This is a genomic window from Streptomyces sp. MS19, from assembly GCF_047200595.1.
Classification (GTDB): Bacteria; Actinomycetota; Actinomycetes; order Streptomycetales; family Streptomycetaceae; genus Streptomyces.
Genome location: NZ_JBJZOH010000005.1, coordinates 146,698 through 165,716, shown reverse-complemented (window position 1 = coordinate 165,716; position 19,019 = coordinate 146,698). Strand labels below are relative to the sequence as shown.

The 19,019-nt window shown below is 73.2% G+C and carries 17 protein-coding genes and 1 pseudogene; 12 read left to right on the top strand and 6 right to left on the bottom strand.

The genetic code is table 11. The features are described from left to right. Positions 1-347: 347 nt before the first annotated feature. The 5 genes and pseudogenes from ACL02R_RS07655 to ACL02R_RS07635 all read left to right on the top strand — a co-directional run bounded on the left by ACL02R_RS07655 (position 348) and on the right by ACL02R_RS07635 (position 4,622). Complete coding sequence (locus tag ACL02R_RS07655; protein ID WP_412796097.1) at positions 348-1,421, top strand: ankyrin repeat domain-containing protein; 1,074 nt, start codon at positions 348-350, stop codon at positions 1,419-1,421. A gap of 273 nt (positions 1,422-1,694) precedes the next feature. After that, positions 1,695-2,693, top strand: a complete 999-nt coding sequence (locus ACL02R_RS07650) for an RNA polymerase subunit sigma-70 (RefSeq protein WP_412796096.1) — start codon at positions 1,695-1,697, stop codon at positions 2,691-2,693. 182 nt (positions 2,694-2,875) lie between these two features. Next, positions 2,876-3,013, top strand: a pseudogene (locus tag ACL02R_RS07645) (hypothetical protein); the annotation flags it as partial. A gap of 342 nt (positions 3,014-3,355) precedes the next feature. Further along, positions 3,356-4,162, top strand: a complete 807-nt coding sequence (locus tag ACL02R_RS07640) for a methyltransferase domain-containing protein (protein WP_412796188.1) — start codon at positions 3,356-3,358, stop codon at positions 4,160-4,162. A gap of 100 nt (positions 4,163-4,262) precedes the next feature. Continuing rightward, complete coding sequence (locus ACL02R_RS07635) at positions 4,263-4,622, top strand: histidine triad nucleotide-binding protein (protein ID WP_412796095.1); 360 nt, start codon at positions 4,263-4,265, stop codon at positions 4,620-4,622. Between the two features lie 18 nt (positions 4,623-4,640). On the opposite strand, the gene ACL02R_RS07630 is transcribed toward ACL02R_RS07635, so the two are convergent. Further along, positions 4,641-5,054, bottom strand: coding sequence for a hypothetical protein (locus tag ACL02R_RS07630; protein WP_412796094.1), 414 nt, complete (start codon positions 5,052-5,054; stop codon positions 4,641-4,643). Between the two features lie 115 nt (positions 5,055-5,169). Here ACL02R_RS07630 and ACL02R_RS07625 point away from each other — a divergent pair, with 115 nt between their 5' ends. Next, complete coding sequence (locus ACL02R_RS07625; protein ID WP_412796093.1) at positions 5,170-6,084, top strand: ribonuclease Z; 915 nt, start codon at positions 5,170-5,172, stop codon at positions 6,082-6,084. An 86-nt stretch (positions 6,085-6,170) separates the two neighbouring features. Next, positions 6,171-8,087 carry a TerD family protein gene (locus tag ACL02R_RS07620; protein WP_412796092.1) on the top strand — a complete coding sequence of 639 codons (1,917 nt, stop codon included), beginning with the start codon at positions 6,171-6,173 and terminating at the stop codon, positions 8,085-8,087. Between the two features lie 10 nt (positions 8,088-8,097). On the opposite strand, the gene ACL02R_RS07615 is transcribed toward ACL02R_RS07620, so the two are convergent. The 5 genes from ACL02R_RS07615 to ACL02R_RS07595 form a co-directional block, all read right to left on the bottom strand. Beyond that, positions 8,098-9,162, bottom strand: coding sequence for an aldo/keto reductase (locus tag ACL02R_RS07615; protein WP_412796091.1), 1,065 nt, complete (start codon positions 9,160-9,162; stop codon positions 8,098-8,100). 182 nt (positions 9,163-9,344) lie between these two features. Then, positions 9,345-10,073 (bottom strand): transglycosylase SLT domain-containing protein, encoded by a 729-nt coding sequence (locus ACL02R_RS07610; protein ID WP_412796090.1) that lies wholly within the window; start codon positions 10,071-10,073, stop codon positions 9,345-9,347. A gap of 528 nt (positions 10,074-10,601) precedes the next feature. Next, a complete protein-coding gene (locus ACL02R_RS07605) occupies positions 10,602-11,696 on the bottom strand; it encodes an alkene reductase (RefSeq protein ID WP_412796089.1) in 1,095 nt (364 codons plus the stop codon). Positions 11,697-11,814: 118 nt separating this feature from the next. Then, a complete protein-coding gene (locus tag ACL02R_RS07600) occupies positions 11,815-12,243 on the bottom strand; it encodes a MarR family winged helix-turn-helix transcriptional regulator (RefSeq protein WP_412796088.1) in 429 nt (142 codons plus the stop codon). An 84-nt stretch (positions 12,244-12,327) separates the two neighbouring features. Next, positions 12,328-13,680, bottom strand: coding sequence for a 6-phospho-beta-glucosidase (locus ACL02R_RS07595; protein ID WP_412796087.1), 1,353 nt, complete (start codon positions 13,678-13,680; stop codon positions 12,328-12,330). A 127-nt stretch (positions 13,681-13,807) separates the two neighbouring features. Here ACL02R_RS07595 and ACL02R_RS07590 point away from each other — a divergent pair, with 127 nt between their 5' ends. From ACL02R_RS07590 to ACL02R_RS07570, 5 genes are all read left to right on the top strand, one after another. Next, the gene (locus ACL02R_RS07590; RefSeq protein ID WP_412796187.1) at positions 13,808-14,917 is read left to right on the top strand and encodes a carbohydrate kinase family protein; all 1,110 of its coding nucleotides are present in this window, start codon (positions 13,808-13,810) and stop codon (positions 14,915-14,917) included. Positions 14,918-15,139: 222 nt separating this feature from the next. Then, on the top strand, positions 15,140-16,204 hold the full coding sequence (locus tag ACL02R_RS07585; RefSeq protein ID WP_412796086.1) for a PhoH family protein: 1,065 nt from the start codon (positions 15,140-15,142) through the stop codon (positions 16,202-16,204). A 12-nt stretch (positions 16,205-16,216) separates the two neighbouring features. Then, positions 16,217-16,714: an rRNA maturation RNase YbeY gene (gene ybeY / locus ACL02R_RS07580; RefSeq protein WP_412796085.1), complete on the top strand. Its 498-nt coding sequence runs from the start codon at positions 16,217-16,219 to the stop codon at positions 16,712-16,714. Beyond that, positions 16,711-18,042 (top strand): hemolysin family protein, encoded by a 1,332-nt coding sequence (locus ACL02R_RS07575; protein WP_412796084.1) that lies wholly within the window; start codon positions 16,711-16,713, stop codon positions 18,040-18,042. Before ybeY ends, ACL02R_RS07575 begins: the two co-directional genes overlap by 4 nt. A gap of 226 nt (positions 18,043-18,268) precedes the next feature. After that, positions 18,269-18,994, top strand: a complete 726-nt coding sequence (locus ACL02R_RS07570; RefSeq protein WP_412796083.1) for a hypothetical protein — start codon at positions 18,269-18,271, stop codon at positions 18,992-18,994. Positions 18,995-19,019: the final 25 nt, after the last annotated feature.

Below are 19,019 nucleotides of genomic sequence, written 5' to 3'. Positions count from 1 at the left end.
GAGGCAGGGCCGTTCCGCGTCAGCGGTCCGGGGGCGGGAGGGGGCGTTGAGGACGGCCACGCCGAGGGGGGTGCGCGCCAGGTCCTCGACTGTGAAATGGATGCGATACACCATGTTCCCCTCCGAGCCCCCGACCGGCACAGTGCACTGGGCAATGGTGCGGGAACGTGCGTGTGCCGTACAGGCGGACACCGGCCGTGGCGGCGGGGGCGGAAGTGGCGCGTATGGCCGCCCTCCTGGCCCGTGACCGGCAGCGCTGTCCGCGCGGGCCTGCTGGTTGAATGGGCGCCCTGTGTTCCGGCCCGGGACCGCAGGAAGCCTGGGCCACCACTGCAAGGGAAGTGCCCGTGAACGACACGACACCCCCGGGCCCGGCCGGAGTGCTGCGTCCGGAGGTTCTGCGCGAACTGGAACGCCTGCGAGGCACAGTGCCCGACGACTTCGCCCCACGCGACGGGTGGACCGTCACGACGCCGATCGGCGAACGGCTGCTCCCGGCCGACATCCAGGCCCTGCTCTCGACCGACTGGCCCGACGCCCATGTCCTCCTCGACGAGGACGGCATCGGGACGATCGAGTACCCGATGCCGCTCGAAATCGAGGAAGAGGACGGGCCACGGGGGCGGGCGTGGCTTTTCATCGCCATGACCAGCACCCAGTTCTACTGGCTGGTGGACCTCGACGAGGCCGGGACGGGCGACCCCCCGGTCCACGTCATCGATCACGACTGGGATGAAGAGGAGGGAATCCCCGACCCCGATCCCCTGTCGCGGATGCTCGGGGAGCTGGAGGCCGTGCCACCGCCGTCCGCGGCGGACCTCTTCCCGCGAGCCTGCGCGCTCGGGGACATCGCGGCCGTCCGGGAGGCCCTGGCCGGGACACCGGCGCTCGGGCCGCTGAACGCCTCGGGGCTCACCCCCATGCACCTGGCCGTCATCGGGCGTTCCGCCGCTGTCGTGCGCGCTCTGGCCGAAGCCGGCGCCGACCCTGGCGCGGCCCTCCGCGAGACCTACAGGATTCCCTGGACCTATCGGCACCCGCAACGGCACTGCCCCGGCTTCGGGGACGTGAGCGCCGGAACCACCCCGCTGCACCTGGCTCTCACCCCGCGCCTCCGCGTCAAGTCCGCGCCGGACATCGCGCCGGACGTCATCGAGGCGCTCCTCGCCACGGGCGCGGACCCCAGCGCGCCCGACGAGCACGGCCGCACACCGCTCCACGAAGCGGTCACCGCCGAGGGCCCGGACGCGCTCGCGGCCGTCCGGCTCCTCGTGGAGGCCGGCGGCGACCCCGACGCGCACATGGAACACCCGACGCGCCTGCGCCGCCCGGTCAGATCACATACGCCCCTGACCATCGCCCGTGAACTCGGCCGCACCCAGGCGGCCGACCTGCTGGAGAACGCCCGGACAACCCCGTGAGCACCGTCCGCTGACAGCTCTCCGGGATCGGTGGCGGCGGCCTTCGCCGGCCGGCGGGGCAGGACACCGGACAGGTCGGTGCTCTGCTGGGCTCGCGCGGCGGCGAACCCGTCGTCGGTGTCCGCCACGATCGACTCGCGCCTCGACTCGGCCAGGTGACGGACAGCGTTCCGGACATCGACCGATCCCGGTGATGAGTTTTCGCGACCCCGTCCGTCATATGTATGACCGGACAGGGCGGGACGGAGGGATGACGTGATGAGGGCGGACACGATGACTGAGGAGCTGGGTACGAGCGGGCCGGGCGCGCGCAATCCGGGAGAGGCCGACGAGTCCGAGTTCTCGGGGCTGGCCGAGCGGCACCGGCGGGAGCTGCACGTCCACTGCTACCGGATGCTCGGGTCGTTCGAGGACGCCGAGGACACCGTGCAGGAGACGTTCCTGCGTGCCTGGCGGCGGCGGGAGACCTTCCAGGGGCGGTCGACGTTCCGGGCCTGGCTCTACCGCATCGCCACCAACGCCTGCCTGGATCTGCTCGCCACGCGCCGCCCCGAACCCGCGACCGGCGGCGAGGCGCGGTGGCTACAGCCCTACCCGGACCGGCTGCTCGACGAACTGCCCGCGGGTGACGCGGACGAGCCGGAGACCGTCGCCGTCGCGCGGGAGACGATCGAGCTGGCGTACCTGGTTGCGGTCCAGCACCTCGCGCCGCGTCCGCGGGCCGCGCTGATCCTGCGGGACGTGCTCGGCTGGCCGGCGAAGGGCGTCGCGGAACTCCTCGGCGACTCCGTCAACTCCGTGAACAGCGCGTTGCAGCGCGCACGGGCCGGGATGCGGGAGCACCTGCCCGCGGAGCGGCAGGACTGGACCGGCGGGGAGGAGGACGCCACCCTGCGTGAGCTGGTGCGCCGCTACGCCGAGGCCAGCGTGGCCACGGACGTCAGGGCGCTCGCCGCGATGCTGCGGGACGACGTCCGTTTCTCGATGCCGCCCGCGCCCGGCCTGTACGTCGGCCGCGACGCGGTGGTGACGTTCCTGACCGAGAGCGGCTTCGAGGGCATGACCGGCCTGCGCGCCGTTCCCACCTCGGTGAACCGGCAGCCCGCCCTGGCCTTCTACCTCTGGCGGCAGTCCGAGGGCGCGTACCTGCCGCTGACGATCGACGTCCTGCGCGTCACCGGCGGGACGATCACCGAGATCACCACGTTCCACGACGATCGGTTCCCGCGGCTCGGACTCCCGGAGCGCCTGCCGGCCGACGGCACCGAGTGAACCCGGTACGAACGCTCGCGCTGCGCGCCGGCGCACGCATCGCCGTGATCGCGGAGGAACCGCGTTCCGGCTCCGCGGCACCGGCGTCCGCGCCCGGCGCGACCCGACTGTCACACGCCCGAAGTGCGGGTTCGTCACTCCGCCCGGAAGCCAGGCCTTCACCGCATACGGAAGGGAACGGCATGGACAGCACGAAGGAAACGGCCGTCGTGACCCACCCGGGCGCCGACCGCACCGGCCACCCCCACCGGCTCCGCCGCCTCGCCGGCACCGGTTTCCTCGCCACGCTCGCCGCCACGGCGGCCACCACCCTCGCCGCCGCGCTCGGCCGGGCCGCCGGCGCCGACTTCGAGGTCCATGGTGGCGAGACCATCCCGGTGTCCGGCACGCCGTCGCGTCCCCGGGCGATCACTTCCGGCGCATGGACGTTCCCGCTCCTCTTTCGGTCACGCGTTCGGACTATGGAGAGGCCGGGTGCGAAGCGACCCGAGGGCAGGGGGCCGACGGGTTTCCCGGGTGAGGGGGCGTGCGCCGTCGTGTGGTGGATGCGCCCCGAGCGACCCTTGTGCACTCCGTGCGCCTCTGGTGGTGGCCGTGACGCAGTGTTAGCTTGGCGTAGCCATGTGAACGCGGAGCGTGGCGGGGGCGAAGGGGGCAGGGAGATGGGCGACTTCACGGGACCGGTGCGGGTCATCGGCGTGGAGGAGGAGGCGTACCGGCGGGTCTTCGAGGCGTTCCTCGCCGGGACGGACGAGAAGGCGTCGGTGCACCCGTACCTGACGGACATCGTGACCGCGCTGCCCGAGCGGGGCGTATGGGTGGACGCCGGTGCGGGCGAGGGGGTGACGACGCGTCACCTGGCGCCGTACTTCGGGGCGACCGTCGCGATCGAGCCGGGGGAGCACCTGCGGGCGCGGCTACGGGAGGTCTGCCCGGCCGCCGTGATCGTGACCGATCCCTTCCTTCGGGCGGGGCTCGACCTGCGGGCCGACTTCGCGCTCCTCTCGCACGTCCTCTACTACGTGCCGCCGCAGGAGTGGCGCGAGACCGTGCTGCGGCTGCTCGGCTGGGTCAGACCGGGGCGTGAACTGGTCATCATGCTCCAGGACCCGGACGACGACTGCATGAGCATGGTGCGGCACTTCACCGGCGTGCGCATGGACCTCGCCGTCCTCGCGGAGGAACTGGCCGCGTCCGGCGAGGGGATCGTGGGCGACCTCACCCGCGACAAGCTGCCCGCGACCTACCGGGCCGCCGAGGAGGAGACGGCGCTCGCGGTCGCCGAGTTCATGCTGAACGTGCCGCAGCTCGCCGTCATGGAGAAACGGCCGGACCGGGAGGAACTGGCGGAGTACCTCAGGAGCCGGCACGCACAGCCGGGCGGCGGCTACGCCATCGGGCACTCCAGCGACGTCCTCCGGGTACGTCGCGCGGCCGGGCCGGGGTGGGAGGAGGAACGCGTGGGGTGACGGGCGGTGATCCGCGTGCGCGGGCGGGAGTGCGGGGCCGGGGCGGTAGCATCCCGGGCGTAGCGCAACGGACCCGACGCCCGAGGAGAGCACGAACGCCATGCCGGGAGAGCCGCAGGCCGACTGCCTGTTCTGCAAGATCGTCGCCGGAGACGTCCCGGCCACGATCGTCCGGGAGACGGACACCACCGTCGCCTTCCGCGACATCAACCCCCAGGCGCCCACGCACGTCCTGGTGATCCCCCGGGCGCACTACCCGGACGCCGCGGCGCTGGCCGCCGCGTCGCCCGCGATCCTGGCGGACGTCGTGCGCGAGGCACACCAGGTGGCCATGGACGACAAGGTGCTCGACTCCGGGTACCGGATCGTCTTCAACACCGGCAGCGGCGCGGGCCAGACCGTCTTCCACACGCACGCGCACATCCTCGGCGGACGCGGCCTGGAGTGGCCTCCCGGGTGACACCCGGGGGCCGGGCCGTCAGAGTCTCGCGCCGTTGCCTATGGACACATAGGCGTGCGGGCTACAGGTGATGGGCTGGCCCGTGGCACCCTTCTGCACACAGACGGAGAAGGACACGACCCCCGTTTCCTTCATGTTGTAGTTGCAGGTGACGGTGCGGTCGTTGGCCCCGTAGGCGTTGTGGCACTCGCCGCTGCGGTCGTAGTCCGTGTGCCACTCGGCGACCACCCGCGCGCCGTCCGCCCTGTGGTCCTCGACGGTGAAGATGTCGCCGTGGTGGAAGAAACACCCCTCGCCGAGGTCGGAGCCGGTCCCGTTGTACACCGTCATGCAGACGGAACTGGGAAGGGCGGACGCGGGGGACGTGCCGAGGCCTGTGGCGAGGAGGGCGGCGCCGGAGACAGCGAGAGCGAGGCGCTTGAGGAAGCCCATGGAAAGCCTTTCGCGGAGAAACGGAGGGATGCGAGCGGCACGTGGCGGATCATCCGGACGCGGCGCAGGAGCACTATGCATGAGATGTATCCATGAGCAAAGGGAAAGGGGCGAAGTGTCTCCCCGTGAGCTGATTGTCCTGGGCACCGCGAGCCAAGTCCCCACGCGCCACCGCAATCACAACGGTTACGCCCTGCGCTGGGACGACGAGACGATCCTCTTCGACCCCGGCGAGGGCACCCAGCGGCAGATGACGCTCGCCGGGGTCACCGCGCACTCCCTCACCCGCATCTGCGTCACCCACTTCCACGGCGACCACTCGCTCGGCCTCTCCGGCGTCCTCCAGCGGATCAGCCTCGACAAGGTGCCGCACCCGGTGCACGCCCACTACCCGGCAAGCGGCGAGCGGTACTTCGAGCGCCTCAGGTACTCCACCTCCTACCACGAGACGGCCCGCATCGAGCCGCGCCCCGTTGCGGGCGACGGCGAACTGACCGGCGACACCGCCCCGTTCACCCTCACCGCCCACCGCCTGTCCCACCCCGTGGACTGCTTCGGCTACCGCCTCACCGAGCCGGACGGCGTCCGCATGCTGCCCGGCCGGCTCGCTGAGCGCGGCGTCACCGGCCCCGACGTGGGACGCCTCCAGCGTGACGGCCGCCTGCGCGGCGTCACGCTGGCCGAGGTCAGCGAGACCAGGCGCGGACAACGCTTCGCCTTCGTGATGGACACACGGCTGTGCGACGGCGTGTACGCGCTCGCCGAGGGCTGCGACATGCTCGTGATCGAGTCCACCTTCCTTGACGCGGACGCCGCCCTCGCCCACGAGTACGGGCACCTGACCGCCGCGCAGGCGGCCCGCGTCGCGGCCGACGCGGGCGTACGCCACCTCGTCCTGACGCACTTCTCCCAGCGCTACACCGACCCCGGGGCCTTCACCCGCGAAGCGCGCGAAGCGGGCTACGAGGGCGAACTGACCGTCGCCGAAGACCTGATGCGCGTCCCCGTCCCCCGCCGCAGGACCACCTGACACATGCGGCGGGGCGGCGCCGGGACTCATCGGGACGATTCTCCCAGCGGGTTGAGGCGCCAGGGACGGTGGCCCATCCTTGGCGAATGCCGCTCGCCGCTCCTCTCCTCAGTCACTTCCGCGCCACGGATCACGCCCATGACTGGGCGCTGGTCGACGTGGAGACCTCCGGATTGATCGCACGCCGCGACAGGGTGCTGTCCCTCGCGGTCGTGACGCTCGGACCGGACGGCACGCAGACCGGCGAGTTCTCGACACTGCTCGACCCCGGCTGCGATCCCGGCCCCGTCCACATCCACGGGCTGACGGCGGAACGGCTCCTGGGCGCGCCCACGTTCGACCAGGTCGCCGAGCGGGTCGGGGGGATGCTGGAAGGGCGCGTCCTCGTCGCGCACAACGCCCAGTTCGACTACGACTTCCTCGCGCACGAGTTCGCGCGGGTCCGCAGGTGGCTGCCCGTGCAGCGGCGCCTGTGCACACTCGCGCTGAACCGGCGGGTCGATCCCCCCACGGACGACCTGCGGCTCGGCACGCTGGCCGCCCATTACGGCGTCCCGCAGCACAAGGCGCACGACGCCCTGGACGACACCCGCGTACTCGCCGGGGTGCTGCGGGCTTCGCTCGGGGAAGCCGCACGCCTCGACGTGCCGCTGCCGTTCGTCGCCTGCCCGCCGAGGCAGGACGCGCAGTGGGTGCCGCAGCCTCCCAAGACGCCCTGCGCCTATCGCTGCCCGGGTCCGCTGGCGCCGGGGGCGCCGCTGGTCCAGGGCATGAAGGTCGCGATCAGCGGAGGGACCGGCATGTCCCGCGCGGAGCTGGTCGGCAGGTCCGTCGCCGCCGGGCTGAACGTGATGAACTCGGTCAGCCGGCACACCAGCGTCCTGGTGACCAACGAGCCGGCCGGCGCGTCCGCCAAGACCGTTCGCGCGCGGGAGAGCGGCGTACCCGTCATCGATGAGGCGACGTACCTGCGGCTGCTGGCCGAAGTTCACCCCGGAGAACCGCACGCGAAGGCACCAGCGGCGGCCCGCACCGGCGGCACGCTCCCCCCGGCAGCACCGGCAGCACCGGCAGCACCGGCAGCACCGGCAGCACCGGCAGCACCGGCAGCACCGGCAGCACCGGCAGCACCGGCAGCACCGGCAGGCGCGGTCATTCCCGCGCAGGGAGACGGAGCACCCGTGCCCGCGGCCACCGCGCGGGCCCCGCTGGCCGGCCGACGCGTCCTCGTCGTCGGCGGTGACCACGCCCAGGCGGCGGCCGCCCGCGCCAGGATCGCCGGACTCGGTGGCGCGGCGGCGATCAACCTGTCCGCCGGGGTGACCGATGTCGTCCTCCTCCCCGGTGGCGACACCGCGCGCCGCATGCGCCGGATCACCGCTCTCGGCCTCCCCGTCCACGACCCGTCCTGGCTGGACGCGCCCGCCCCGGCCGGACCCACCGCCGCCCGGCAACGCCCCGCAGCGCCGCGGGTGCTTCCGCGCGGCGGTGTGATCGACCTGCCGGACGTCCGCACCCCCGACACCCGGTGGACGGTCACGGCGACCTGGGCGCAGCGGACGGCGTGCGAGGTGGACGTCGTGGCCTTCGTGCTGGACGAGGACGAGCAGGTGCTGTTCGACGAGGACTTCGTCTTCTACGGCGCCCCCGAGAACCCCGGTGGCACGGTCCGGCTCCTCAGCGACGGTCCGACGGAGCAGACGGTGAGCGTCAGCCTGGCGACGCTGCCCCCGTCCGCCCGCAAGGTCGTGGTGGCCGCCGCGATCGACGGCGCGGCCACGTTCGGCGGGGTCGGCGCCGTCGAGACGACCGCGGGCCCCGGCACGAGCGCCGCGCCGCTGATCCGTGCCACGCTCGACGCGGCGACCACGGAACGCACCCTCGTGCTCGCCGAGGTGTACCGCCGGGGCCCGGTGTGGCGGCTGCGCGTGGTGGGCCAGGGGTACGACCACGGTCTCGCCGACCTGGCGCGCGGCTACGGCGTCGACGTGGACGACGACTGACGGGCGTCCGTCAGCCCCGGCTGAAGGTCTCGGACGGTACGCCGTTGACCGTCGTGCCGCCCTGCTGCCAGTTGACGGCCACCTGCTTCAGGAAGGCGGCGGGGAAGTCCAGGTCCGGGGCGGTGAGGCCGTCGAGTTCCGCCAGGTCCTCGTCGGGGATCGTCACGTCGAGGGAGGCCAGGTTCGACTCCAGCTGGTCCACGCGGCGTGCCCCGATGATCGTGGAGGTGACGGGCTCCTGCTGCCGCACCCAGGCCAGCGACACGGCGGCCACCGTCGTGCCGAGACGCGAGCTGACGCGCTGGAGCGCGTCCAGCACGTCGAAGGTGCGGTCGGTCAGGTGGGCGGCGGCCATCGCGCCGCGCCCGGAACCGGACGGCTCCGGGTTCTCCCGGCTGTACTTGCCCGACAGCACACCGGACGCGAGCGGGCTCCACGGCGTGACGCCCAGGCCCAGCTCCCGCGCGGCGCCGAACAGTTCGCCCTCCACCGTGCGGCGCAGCAGCGAGTACTCCACCTGGATGGCCGCCACCGGCGCCCAGCCGCGGAACTCGGCGATCGTCGCCGCCCTCGTCACCGCCCAGGCCGGGGTGTCGGACAGGCCGACGTACCGCACCTTGCCCGCGCGCACCAGGTCGTCCAGCGTGGCGGCGGTCTCCTCCAGCGGGGTGTGGCGGTCCCAGTTGTGCTGCCAGTACAGGTCGATGTAGTCGGTGCCGAGCCGTTCCAGGGAGGCGTGGACCTGGTGCAGGATCGCCTTGCGGCCCGCGCCGCCGCCGTTGGGGTCGCCCGGGTGCATGTTCCCGGCGAACTTGGTCGCGATGACGAGGCGGTCCCGCAGCCCCGGGTGGGCGCGCAGGTACTCGCCGACGACCCGTTCGGAGCGGCCCTCGGTGTAGCCGTTGGCGGAGTCCAGGAAGTTGCCGCCTCCGTCCAGGTAGCGGTCGATGATGGCGGCCGACGTCTCGTCGTCGGCGCCCCAGCTGGGGTCGCCGAACGTCATGGTCCCCAGGGCGAGCGGGCTCACGCGCAGACCGGTGCGGCCCAGGGTGCGGTAGTGGTCGAGTGACGCCACGGCGGTTCCTTCGTCGAGTCCGGGAAGCGGTTCCGCTGGCATGGTGCGGCATATGTCCTGTACGGGGCGGGAGGTCGCGTTCCGCGTGTGTCGTGTGGGTACGGGGCGGCGCCCGCATCCCGGGTGGGGATGCGGGCGCCGTGGTGGTTGGTGCTGTTGGGGTTTTCTGTGGTTCTGTCTGGTCAGTACGCGCTGTTGACGTTGTCCATGGAGCCGTAGCGGTCGGCGGCGTAGTTGCAGGCGGCGGCTATGTTCGCGACCGGGTCGTAGATGTTCTCGCTGGTGCCGTCCACGTGGTACTGCTCGAACGTCGGCTCGATGACCTGGAGCAGGCCCTTGGAGGGGATGTTCTTGTGCGCGTTGGTGTCCCACAGGTTGATCGTCAGGGGGTCACCGCTGGACTCGCGCATCAGGTTGCGGTGGATGCCTTCGTAGGAGCCGGGGATGCCGTTGTCCTCCATGACGTCCAGGGCTTCCTTGATCCACTTGTCGATGTCCTGCGCGGAGGCGGGCTTCGCCTTCGGCTGGTCCTCACGCGGGATCGGGATCACACTGCCGTCGGCGCGGAAGTGGGCGCCGCGGCCCGGGTCCTCGGCCGGAGCACGCTCGGGCTGCGCGTCGGCGACAGGCTTGTCGTCGGTCTTGGGCTTGTCGGGCTTGGCCGTGTCGGCACCGCTGTCGCTGTCCGTGTCGCCGCTGTGCGTGGGCGCGGTCTCGGCCTGCGCGCGGTCGGTCGGGGTGAAGGCGGTGGGGGAGGCGGTCTGTTCGGCGGTCTTCGTGATGTGCTGCGTGGTGGCTTCGTCCGCGCTGGCGTGGGGGGCGAGGGTGGCGGTCAGGGCGGCGCCGGTGGCCAGGATGCCCGCCAGGGTGCCCTTGCGGGTGATGCGGAGGGTGCCGTTGGTGGCGGTCATGGTGTCTACCTCGTTCCTCATGGGGCGGTGCCCGCGAACCGGGCGGAGGGGGAGAGAAGGGGGGCCGCATCGTGCGACGTGGCCCAGTGTGGAGACTGGCGCCGAAGTGCCGCAAAGCAGTGCGATACGACCCCGCCTCGTAGGAGGTTCCACCCGCCGCGCGGCGTCTCCCCGGGGCCCGCACCACATCCGGAGCGGCGCACCGGTGGGGGCTACGGTCGCGCTTCGTAGATGACGAAGGTCCCTGTGCCGGGCCTCACTCCGGGCCCTCTCCGGGCTCACGCTGCGGATCGGTGACCACTACGCTGCGCAACGGCGACAGGGGGTCGGGGAGTTGACGGCGGCCACGGTCCGCATCGCCGCGCACCACGCTGTGTTGAGAACCGGGACCCCCCGAGCGCCGCGCGGCGGCACCCCGCCGGGATGCCGTCACGCGCCTCGTGCTTTCCCTGTCCGGCCCTTCCCCTCTTATGGGTTTCATGGGGTCCCTCCGGGCCCCGTGGGTGCCGTGGGGCTGTGCGCAGGGCTTCAGGAGCCGGCCCCCGCCGTCACGCGTACGGCCTCACCCAGACGCGGGAAGTCGGTGTAACCCTCCGCGCCACCCCCGTACAGGCCGCTGCCGCGCTGCGGGTTCAGCGGCGCCCCCTCCGCGATCCGGCGGGGCAGGTCCGGGTTCGCGAGGAAGAGTCTCCCGAAGGCGTACACGTCCGCGAGGCCCGCCCGCACCGCCTCCTCGGCACGCCGCACGCCGCCGGGCTCCGCGCCGCCGTCGTACGTCGCCACCAGGGTGCCGCTCCAGCGGGGACGCAGGTCCGCGAGGGCGGGGTACGCCCCGGACTCCACCACGTGCAGGTACGCGAGGCCCAGGCCGTCCAGGGCGCCGAGGAGGCGACGGTAACGGGCGGCGGGATCGGACTCGACGGCGCCGAGGTCGCCGTTGCCGGGGGAGACGCGCAGCGCGGTGCGCTCCGGCCCGATCGCGGCGGCGACGGCCTCCGTCACCTCCACGGCGAAACGCACGCGGTCGGCGTACGCGTCGGTGCGGAGGTTGGCGCTGTCGGAGAGGAACTGTGAGCCGAGGTAACCGTACGCGGCGCTGATCTCGACCCCGTCGAAGCCCGCCTCCACCGCGTGCCGGGCGGCGGCCGCGTGCGCGGTGACGATCTCCGCGATCTCCGCCGCCGACAGCGCGCGCGGGACCACGTACTCCCGCTTCCCGGAGGCGGTGTGGATCAGCCCCTCGGGGACGGGCACGGCGGAGGGGGCGACCGGCTGCTCGCCGCCGAGTATCTCCGGGTGGCTGACCCTGCCGACGTGCCACAGCTGCGCGAAGACCCGGCCGCCCGCCGCGTGGACCGCGCCGGTCACGCGGCGCCAGCCCGCGACGTGCTCGGGCCCGGTCAGGCCGGGGACGCTCGGGCCGCCCTTGCCGAGGCGGTGCGGCCAGATGCCCTCGGTGACGACGAGCCCGGCACTGGCGCGCTGGGCGTAGTACTCCGCCATGAGGGGGGTGGGGGTGCCGGTGGCGTCGTCGGCGCGGGAGCGGGTCATGGGGGCCATGGCGACGCGGTTGGGGAGGTGCAGGGCGGGGGTGCGGTGGGGGCGCAGCAGGGGGGATTCCATGGCGGGGTTCCTTGTTTCTCTGTGGGTGCTCTTCTGGACGGAAATGCATGTACCTGCAATGCAGGGGCATGCATATATCGAGGGGTGAGGGATGAACGGGGTGGCCGGGGGAGCGGTGTCAGGTGGGGAGGCGGAGGCGCCTTGTCAGGGCCGCCAGCTCCCGGTCGGTGGAGGCGGCGGCCTCGTCCAGGGCGCCGGAGAGGGTGGCCTCGTAGACGGGGAGCGCCCGCGCCTGGCGTTCGCGCCCCGTGTCGGTGATCCCGAGATAGACCCCGCGCCGGTCGCCGGCGCAGTGGCAGCGCTCGGCGAGTCCGGCCCGTTCGAGTCTGCCCGCGAGCCGGGAGACCGTGCTCTGGTTCAGCCCCACGAGGTCGGCGACCTCCTGCATGCGCAGCTCGCCGTCGGAGGAGGCGGCCAGGTGGCACAGGGCGCGGAACTCGGACAGGCCCAGCGCGGAGTCGCGGTGCAGCGCCTCGGCGAGGCGCTGTTCGACACGGCTGTGCAGCATGATCAGGCGTGTCCAGCGGTCGCTGTCGGCGTGGGCCATGCGTCACCTCCCGTGTCCCGCTGGGGCTAGGGGGAGCATACATGTGACAGCATTATTTGCACACTCATGGATTGCGGGCGCTGCTCAGGCGGGCGGCGGCAGCGCCCCCGCGCGGTCCAGGACGCGGGCAGCCGCGTCGGCCGAGTCCACCAGCGGATGCAGCGCGAGCGCCCGCAGCGCGGCGGCGCGCGAGCCCGTCACGGCCGCCTCGATCGTCGCCCGCTCCACCGCCTTCACCTGGAGCATCAGCCCCGTCTCGGCCAGCCCCGGCGTGACGGTCGGGACCGGGTGGGCGCCGAGTCCGTCCACGTCGCAGACCGTCTCGACGATGGCGTGGCCCGGCAGTTCGGGGACGGTGCCGTTGTTGCGGACGTTCAGGATCAGGCGCGTGCGCCGGTCCCCGGCGATGGCGCGCATCAGGGCGAGCGCCACGTGCTCGTACCCCCCGCCCGCCAGGTCCTCGGCGTCACGCGGCCGGTCGTCGCCGCCCGCCGCGCGGGCCTCGGCGCCGTACGTCTCCTCCCGTTCGCGGCGGATCCGCTCCCACAGGGCCGGCGCGCCCGCCGGGTCGCGCGCCGCCTCCGCGAAGAACGCGCTCTGCTGCCGGTGCAGGAACTCGCCCCGCGTCCGGTCGGCCGCGAGCGCCGCCGCCCGCGTCTCCCGCGCGTAGTAGTAGTAGTGGAGGTACTCGTTCGGCAGCGCGCCCAGCGCACGCAGCCAGCGCGCGCCGAACAGCCTGCCCTCCTCGAACGACGCGAGCGCCGCGTCGTCCGCCAACAAGCCGGGCAGCAGGTCACGCCCCTTGTGGGTGAGCGTCAGCAGCCAGCCCAGGTGGTTCAGCCCGACGTAGCTGAACCCGACCTCGTCCGGATCGGCGCCCGCCGCGCGGGCCGCCCGGCGCACCAGGCCCACCGGCGAGTCGCAGATGCCGATGACGCGGTGCCCCAGCCGCGTCGCCATCGCCTCCGTCACCATGCCCGCCGGATTGGTGAAGTTCACGACCCACGCCTCCGGCGCCACCGCCAGCACGCGATCCGCCAGGCGCAGGGCCGCCGGGATGGTGCGCAGCCCGTACAGCACCCCGCCCGCGCCCACCGTCTCCTGGCCGAGGACGCCCTCGGCCAGCGGCGCCCGTTCGTCCCCGACCCGGCCCGCCGTGCCCCCGGCGCGCAGGGCGCTGAACACGAAGTCCGTGCCACGCAGCGCGTCGTCGAGGTCCTCCGCGACCCGCACGGACGGGGCGTCCGGCAGGCCCGCCTCCGCCGCCTCCTCCGCCTGCCGCGCCAGGACGGACGCGATGACGCGGGCACGCAGCGGGTCGGTGTCGTGGAGCGTCACCTCGGTGCAGCGCGCGTCGCCGGTGGCCGTCTGTGTCAGTAGCGCCCGGTATACCAGGGGTACGCGGAAGCCTCCGCCGCCGATGATCGTGAGCCTCATGGGCCGGAACGTACCGTAGGAGAGAGGGCCGACCATGATCGGGAGCACAGCATGACCGGACGCACAGCATGACCGGGAGCACGGCATGACCGACGGGAACCCCGGCCCGTACGCGGGCCTCGACCACATGCACACCCCGCGGCCCTGCGCGGGCTTCGACCCGCTGGCCGCCCTGCGCACCCCGGACGCGCCCGCCGTCGACGTCTTCCTCACCGGGACGGTCTTCCTCGACATCGTCTTCACCGGCCTGCGCACCGCCCCCGTGCGCGGCGGCGAGACCTGGGCCAGCGGCATGGGGTCGAGCCCCGGCGGCGTGGCCAACATGGCGGCGGCCCTCGCGCGCCTCGGCCTGCGTACGTCGCTCGCCGCCGCGTTCGGCGACGACAAGTACGGCGAGTACTGCTGGGAGACCCTGGAGCGCGGCGAGGGCATCGACCTGTCGCGCTCCCGCATGGTGCCCGGCTGGCACTCGCCGGTCACCGTCTCCATGGCCTACGAGGGCGAACGCACCATGGTCACGCACGGCCACGACGCGCCGTCCGGCTGGGACACCCCGCCCTACGGCCCCGGGGCCGCGCCCGGCGCGCGCTCGTGCGTCGCCTCCCTGCGGCCGGGGCACCCCCAGGAGTGGATCGCGCGGGCCGCGCGCGGCGGCGCGCTGGTCTTCGCCGACGTCGGCTGGGACGACACCGGCTCCTGGGACCTCGCCGCGCTCCCCGACCTGGCGCACTGCGAGGCGTTCCTCCCCAACGCCGCCGAGGCCATGCGCTACACCCGCACCGACTGCCCGCGCGCCGCCGCGCGGGCGCTGACCGAGGCCGTGCCGCTCGCCGTCGTCACCATGGGCGCCGACGGCGCCTACGCGGCGGACGGCAGGACCGGCGAGACCGCCGAGGTGCCCGGGATCGTCGTGGAGGCGCTGGACACGACCGGCGCCGGGGACGTGTTCACCGCCGGGTTCGTCGCCGGGACGCTCGCCGGCTGGCCGCTCGCCGACCGGCTCGCGCTCGCCGGGCTGACGGCGGCGCTGTCCGTCCAGGAGTTCGGCGGCTCGCTGTCGGCGCCCGGCTGGCGCGAGGTCGCGGCCTGGTGGCGCTACGTGTGCTCGTCGCCCCCCGGCGCCGACGGCTACGACCGCGAACTGCGGCGCTACGCCTTCCTCGCCGACCTGCTGCCGGGACCCGCGCCCGGCTGGCCGCGCCGCAGGGCCGTCCCGACGCTCGGCTTCCGGGGGTGAGACGGAAGTGACCAGGGGGACGGCGCGCCCGCCCGGCGTGTCAAGGCCGCGGGGAGCAGGTGCGATCGCCCTCCGTAAGGCTTTCGTGAGTATTTTCCCTGTGGCACCACGGGCCCCGCGTCGTACCCTGGAGGCCCCCGGCGCTCCGGCGCCGGGCACATCCGGCGCAGTTCGTGCAGACCAGTGCAGAGAGGGATGAGCAGGCCGGTCCCGCGGCCACCCATGACGCAGACACCCACACACCAGCCGGCGGCCGGCGCCGCCGAGGCGACCGCCCGGTTCACCGTCCCCGCCAAGCACCCCATGGTCACGGTCCTGGGCTCGGGCGACGCGCTGCTGCGCGTCATCGAGGAAGCCTTCCCCGCCACCGACATCCACGTCCGTGGCAACGAGATCCGCGCCACCGGCGACCAGGCGGAAGTCGCCCTGGTCCAGCGTCTGTTCGACGAGATGATGCTCGTCCTGCGGACCGGCCAGCCGCTCACCGAGGACGCCGTAGAACGCTCCATCGCGATGCTCCGCGGCGCCGAGGGCACCAGCCCCGCGCAGGTGCTGACGCAGAACATCCTGTCCAACCGCGGCAAGACCATCCGCCCCAAGACGCTCAACCAGAAGCGGTACGTCGACGCCATCGACACGCACACCATCGTCTTCGGCATCGGCCCGGCGGGCACCGGCAAGACCTACCTCGCCATGGCCAAGGCCGTGCAGGCGCTCCAGTCCAAGCGCGTCAACCGGATCATCCTCACCCGCCCCGCCGTGGAGGCTGGCGAGCGCCTCGGCTTCCTGCCGGGCACGCTCTACGAGAAGATCGACCCGTACCTGCGCCCCCTGTACGACGCCCTGCACGACATGCTCGACCCCGACTCCATCCCGCGCCTCCTCAGCGCCGGGACCATCGAGGTCGCGCCGCTGGCGTACATGCGCGGCCGGACGCTCAACGACGCGTTCATCATCCTGGACGAGGCGCAGAACACGAACCCCGAGCAGATGAAGATGTTCCTCACCCGCCTCGGCTTCGAGTCCAAGATCGTCATCACCGGCGACGTCACCCAGGTCGATCTCCCGGGCAGCACGAAGAGCGGCCTGCGCCAGGTCCAGGACATCCTCGACGGCGTGGACGACGTCCACTTCTCGCGCCTCACCAGCCAGGACGTCGTCCGCCACAAGCTGGTCGGCCGCATCGTGGACGCGTACGACCGCTTCGACCGCGCCGAGGAGTCCGGCCGGGCAGCCGGGCCGGACAGGCCGGCCAGGACAGACAGAACCGACAGGACCGGAAAGTAGCCGCCCACCACCATGGCGATCGAGGTCAACAACGAGTCCGGCCTGGACATCGACGCACAGGCCCTGCTCGACATCGCGCGCTACACCCTGGCCCGGATGCGCATCCACCCGCTGTCGGAGCTCTCCGTCATCGCGGTCGACGCGGAGGCCATGGAGCAGCTCCACCTCCAGTGGATGGAGCTGCCAGGACCCACCGACGTGATGTCCTTCCCGATGGACGAGCTGCGCCCCCCCGCGAAGGACGACGAGGAGCCCGTGCAGGGACTCCTCGGCGATGTCGTCCTGTGCCCCGAGGTGGCGCGCACCCAGGGCGCCGACGCGCCGACCAGGCACTCCATGGACGCCGAGCTGCAACTCCTCACCGTGCACGGCGTCCTCCACCTCCTCGGGTACGACCACGAGGAGCCAGGCGAGAAGGCCGAGATGTTCGGCCTCCAGAAGGCCATCGTGGACGGCTGGCGCGACGAGCGCGGCCTGCCAGGACCGTCCCCCGCACCCACCACCACATGACCGCCACCCTGCTCATGTCCGTCGTCGGCCTGCTGGTGCTGGCCTGGCTGTCCTCCTGCGCGGAGGCGGGGATCGCGATGATCACCACCTACCGCGCCGACGAGGCCGAACGGGCGGGCCGCCGCGGCGCGCCCCGCCTGGCCGTCATCGCCGCCGACTCCACCCGCTACCTCAACCTGGCACTCCTCCTGCGCATCTGCGGGGAGATGGCCGCCGCCGTCCTCGTCGCGCACGCCTGCCTCCAGGAGTTCGCCGAGGTCTGGGAGGCGCTGCTGGTGGCCTTCGCCGCCATGGTGCTGCTGTCGTTCGTCGCGGTCGGCGTGTCGCCCCGCACCATCGGACGCCAGCACCCCCTGGCGACGGCCACCGCCGCCTCGTACGTCCTGGTGCCGCTGGCCCGCGTCCTGGGCCCGCTCACCCAGTTCCTGATCATCCTGGGCAACGCGCTCACGCCGGGGAGGGGCTTCCGGCGCGGCCCGTTCGCCTCCGAGGCGGAGCTGCGCGCCCTCGTGGACCTCGCCGGGCGCGAGTCGCTGATCGAGGACGACGAACGCCGCATGGTGCACTCCGTCTTCGAACTGGGCGACACCCTGGTCCGCGAGGTGATGGTGCCGCGCACCGACCTGGTGTCCATAGACCGGCACAAGACGCTCCGCCAGGGCCTCACCCTCGCCCTGCGGTCCGGCTTCTCCCGCATCCCCGTCACCGGGGAGAGCGACGACGACATCATCGGCATCGTCTACCTCAAGGACCTCGCCCGGCGGGTGCACGTCAGCCGCGAGGCCGAGACGCGCCTGGTGGAGACCGTCGCCAGGCCCGCCACCTTCGTGCCCGACACGAAGAACGCGGGCGACCTCCTGCGCGAGATGCAGCGCGACCACAGCCATGTCGCCGTCGTCATCGACGAGTACGGCGGCACGGCGGGCCTCGTCACCATCGAGGACATCCTGGAGGAGATCGTCGGCGAGATCACCGACGAGTACGACACCGAGCTGCCGCCCGTCGAGGAACTGGCGGACGGCGCGCGCCGCGTCACCGCCAGGCTCGACATCGGCGCGCTCGGCGAGCTGTACGGGCTGCTGCTGGACGACGAGGACGTGGAGACCGTCGGTGGCCTGCTGGCCAAGGCGCTCGGCCGCGTCCCGATCCCCGGCGCCTCCGCCACGGTGGACATCGCCCCGGAGCAGGCCGCGCCGCACCACCAGGGCACGCTGCCCTCGGCGCTGCGCCTGACCGCCGAGTCCACCGCCGGGCGCCGCAACCGCATCGACCGCGTCCTCGTGGAACCCCTGGCACCGGACCCGGCGGAGTCGTTGCCCGAGTCCTAGGTGTATTGACCCGCAGGGTTGCCGGAACGCCCATGCCTTCCCGGAAGGGGGGCCTCCGGCACGAGGGCATTCCTCCGCCGTGCGGTGCACCGCACCAGCCGCGGTCACCCCGCCTGGCGGCGGACGGCGCACTTCGTCGGACAGGGCCTGGCGCCCCCCACGCGCGGTCACCCGAATGGTCGGCCGCGCGTGGCCGTGCCGTCCTCCGGATGGCGCCATGGAAGTCATGTACACGCATCTGAGGGCCGCGGCCGTCACCGGGGTGGCCCTGCTGGGACTGACCCTGCTGCCCGCCGACCCGTCCGTCGGCACCGACGTGCTGCCGGAGCGGCGGCTGCGGACGGCGCTGCTGGACACGATGGACTTCCCCGAGGGCTGGGCCGGGGACAGCGCGCGCTCGGCGAAGGAACGGGGCTTCGGCGTGCCACGCCCGCAGGAACGGTCCTGCCGCGCCCTGTTCGACAGCTCCGAGGAGACGGCGGCGCGCGCCGGGTTCGCCAAGTCGGAGAGCGGCCCGTTCGTCACCACCGTGCTCGCCGCGCACGAGAGCGAGGACGCGGCCCACGCCGCCGTCGCCGCCTTCGCGCGCACGGCGGCAGAGTGCCGCACGTTCCACACCCGCGAGGGTCCCGGGCGCGGCACGGTCACCGTGGCGTACGACGGCGCGGACGAAGCCGACGGGCCCGGCGTCAGGTCGCTCGGCGAGGAGAGCGCCGCCCTGCGCTTCGAACGGCGCGTCGAGGGCGCCCGCGACCGAACTCCCGTGGTGGCGGACGTGGTGATCGCGCGGGTCGGCGCCCAGGTGCTGCGCGTCGCCCAGGCGGGGCGCGACGACCGGGGCACGGACTCCCTGGCGCCCATAGCCGACCGCGCCGTGGAGAAGCTGGAGCAGGTCGCCGGGGGCGAGGACCCCGCGCCGCCGCCCGACCAGCCGGGCACCACGCGGCTGTGACCACCCGCGGCAGGGCATAGGCTCG

Coding starts and splice junctions, on each gene's coding strand:
- ACL02R_RS07640 (WP_412796188.1), top strand. CDS start 3,356: ATGGGCGACTTCACGGGACCGGTGCGGGTCATCGGCGTGGAGGAGGAG.
- ACL02R_RS07570 (WP_412796083.1), top strand. CDS start 18,269: ATGTACACGCATCTGAGGGCCGCGGCCGTCACCGGGGTGGCCCTGCTG.
- ACL02R_RS07595 (WP_412796087.1), bottom strand. CDS start 13,680: ATGAGGCTCACGATCATCGGCGGCGGAGGCTTCCGCGTACCCCTGGTA.
- ACL02R_RS07620 (WP_412796092.1), top strand. CDS start 6,171: ATGCCGCTCGCCGCTCCTCTCCTCAGTCACTTCCGCGCCACGGATCAC.
- ACL02R_RS07575 (WP_412796084.1), top strand. CDS start 16,711: ATGACCGCCACCCTGCTCATGTCCGTCGTCGGCCTGCTGGTGCTGGCC.
- ACL02R_RS07605 (WP_412796089.1), bottom strand. CDS start 11,696: ATGGAATCCCCCCTGCTGCGCCCCCACCGCACCCCCGCCCTGCACCTC.
- ACL02R_RS07650 (WP_412796096.1), top strand. CDS start 1,695: ATGACTGAGGAGCTGGGTACGAGCGGGCCGGGCGCGCGCAATCCGGGA.
- ACL02R_RS07635 (WP_412796095.1), top strand. CDS start 4,263: ATGCCGGGAGAGCCGCAGGCCGACTGCCTGTTCTGCAAGATCGTCGCC.
- ybeY (WP_412796085.1), top strand. CDS start 16,217: ATGGCGATCGAGGTCAACAACGAGTCCGGCCTGGACATCGACGCACAG.
- ACL02R_RS07610 (WP_412796090.1), bottom strand. CDS start 10,073: ATGACCGCCACCAACGGCACCCTCCGCATCACCCGCAAGGGCACCCTG.
- ACL02R_RS07585 (WP_412796086.1), top strand. CDS start 15,140: ATGACGCAGACACCCACACACCAGCCGGCGGCCGGCGCCGCCGAGGCG.
- ACL02R_RS07590 (WP_412796187.1), top strand. CDS start 13,808: ATGCACACCCCGCGGCCCTGCGCGGGCTTCGACCCGCTGGCCGCCCTG.
- ACL02R_RS07630 (WP_412796094.1), bottom strand. CDS start 5,054: ATGGGCTTCCTCAAGCGCCTCGCTCTCGCTGTCTCCGGCGCCGCCCTC.
- ACL02R_RS07600 (WP_412796088.1), bottom strand. CDS start 12,243: ATGGCCCACGCCGACAGCGACCGCTGGACACGCCTGATCATGCTGCAC.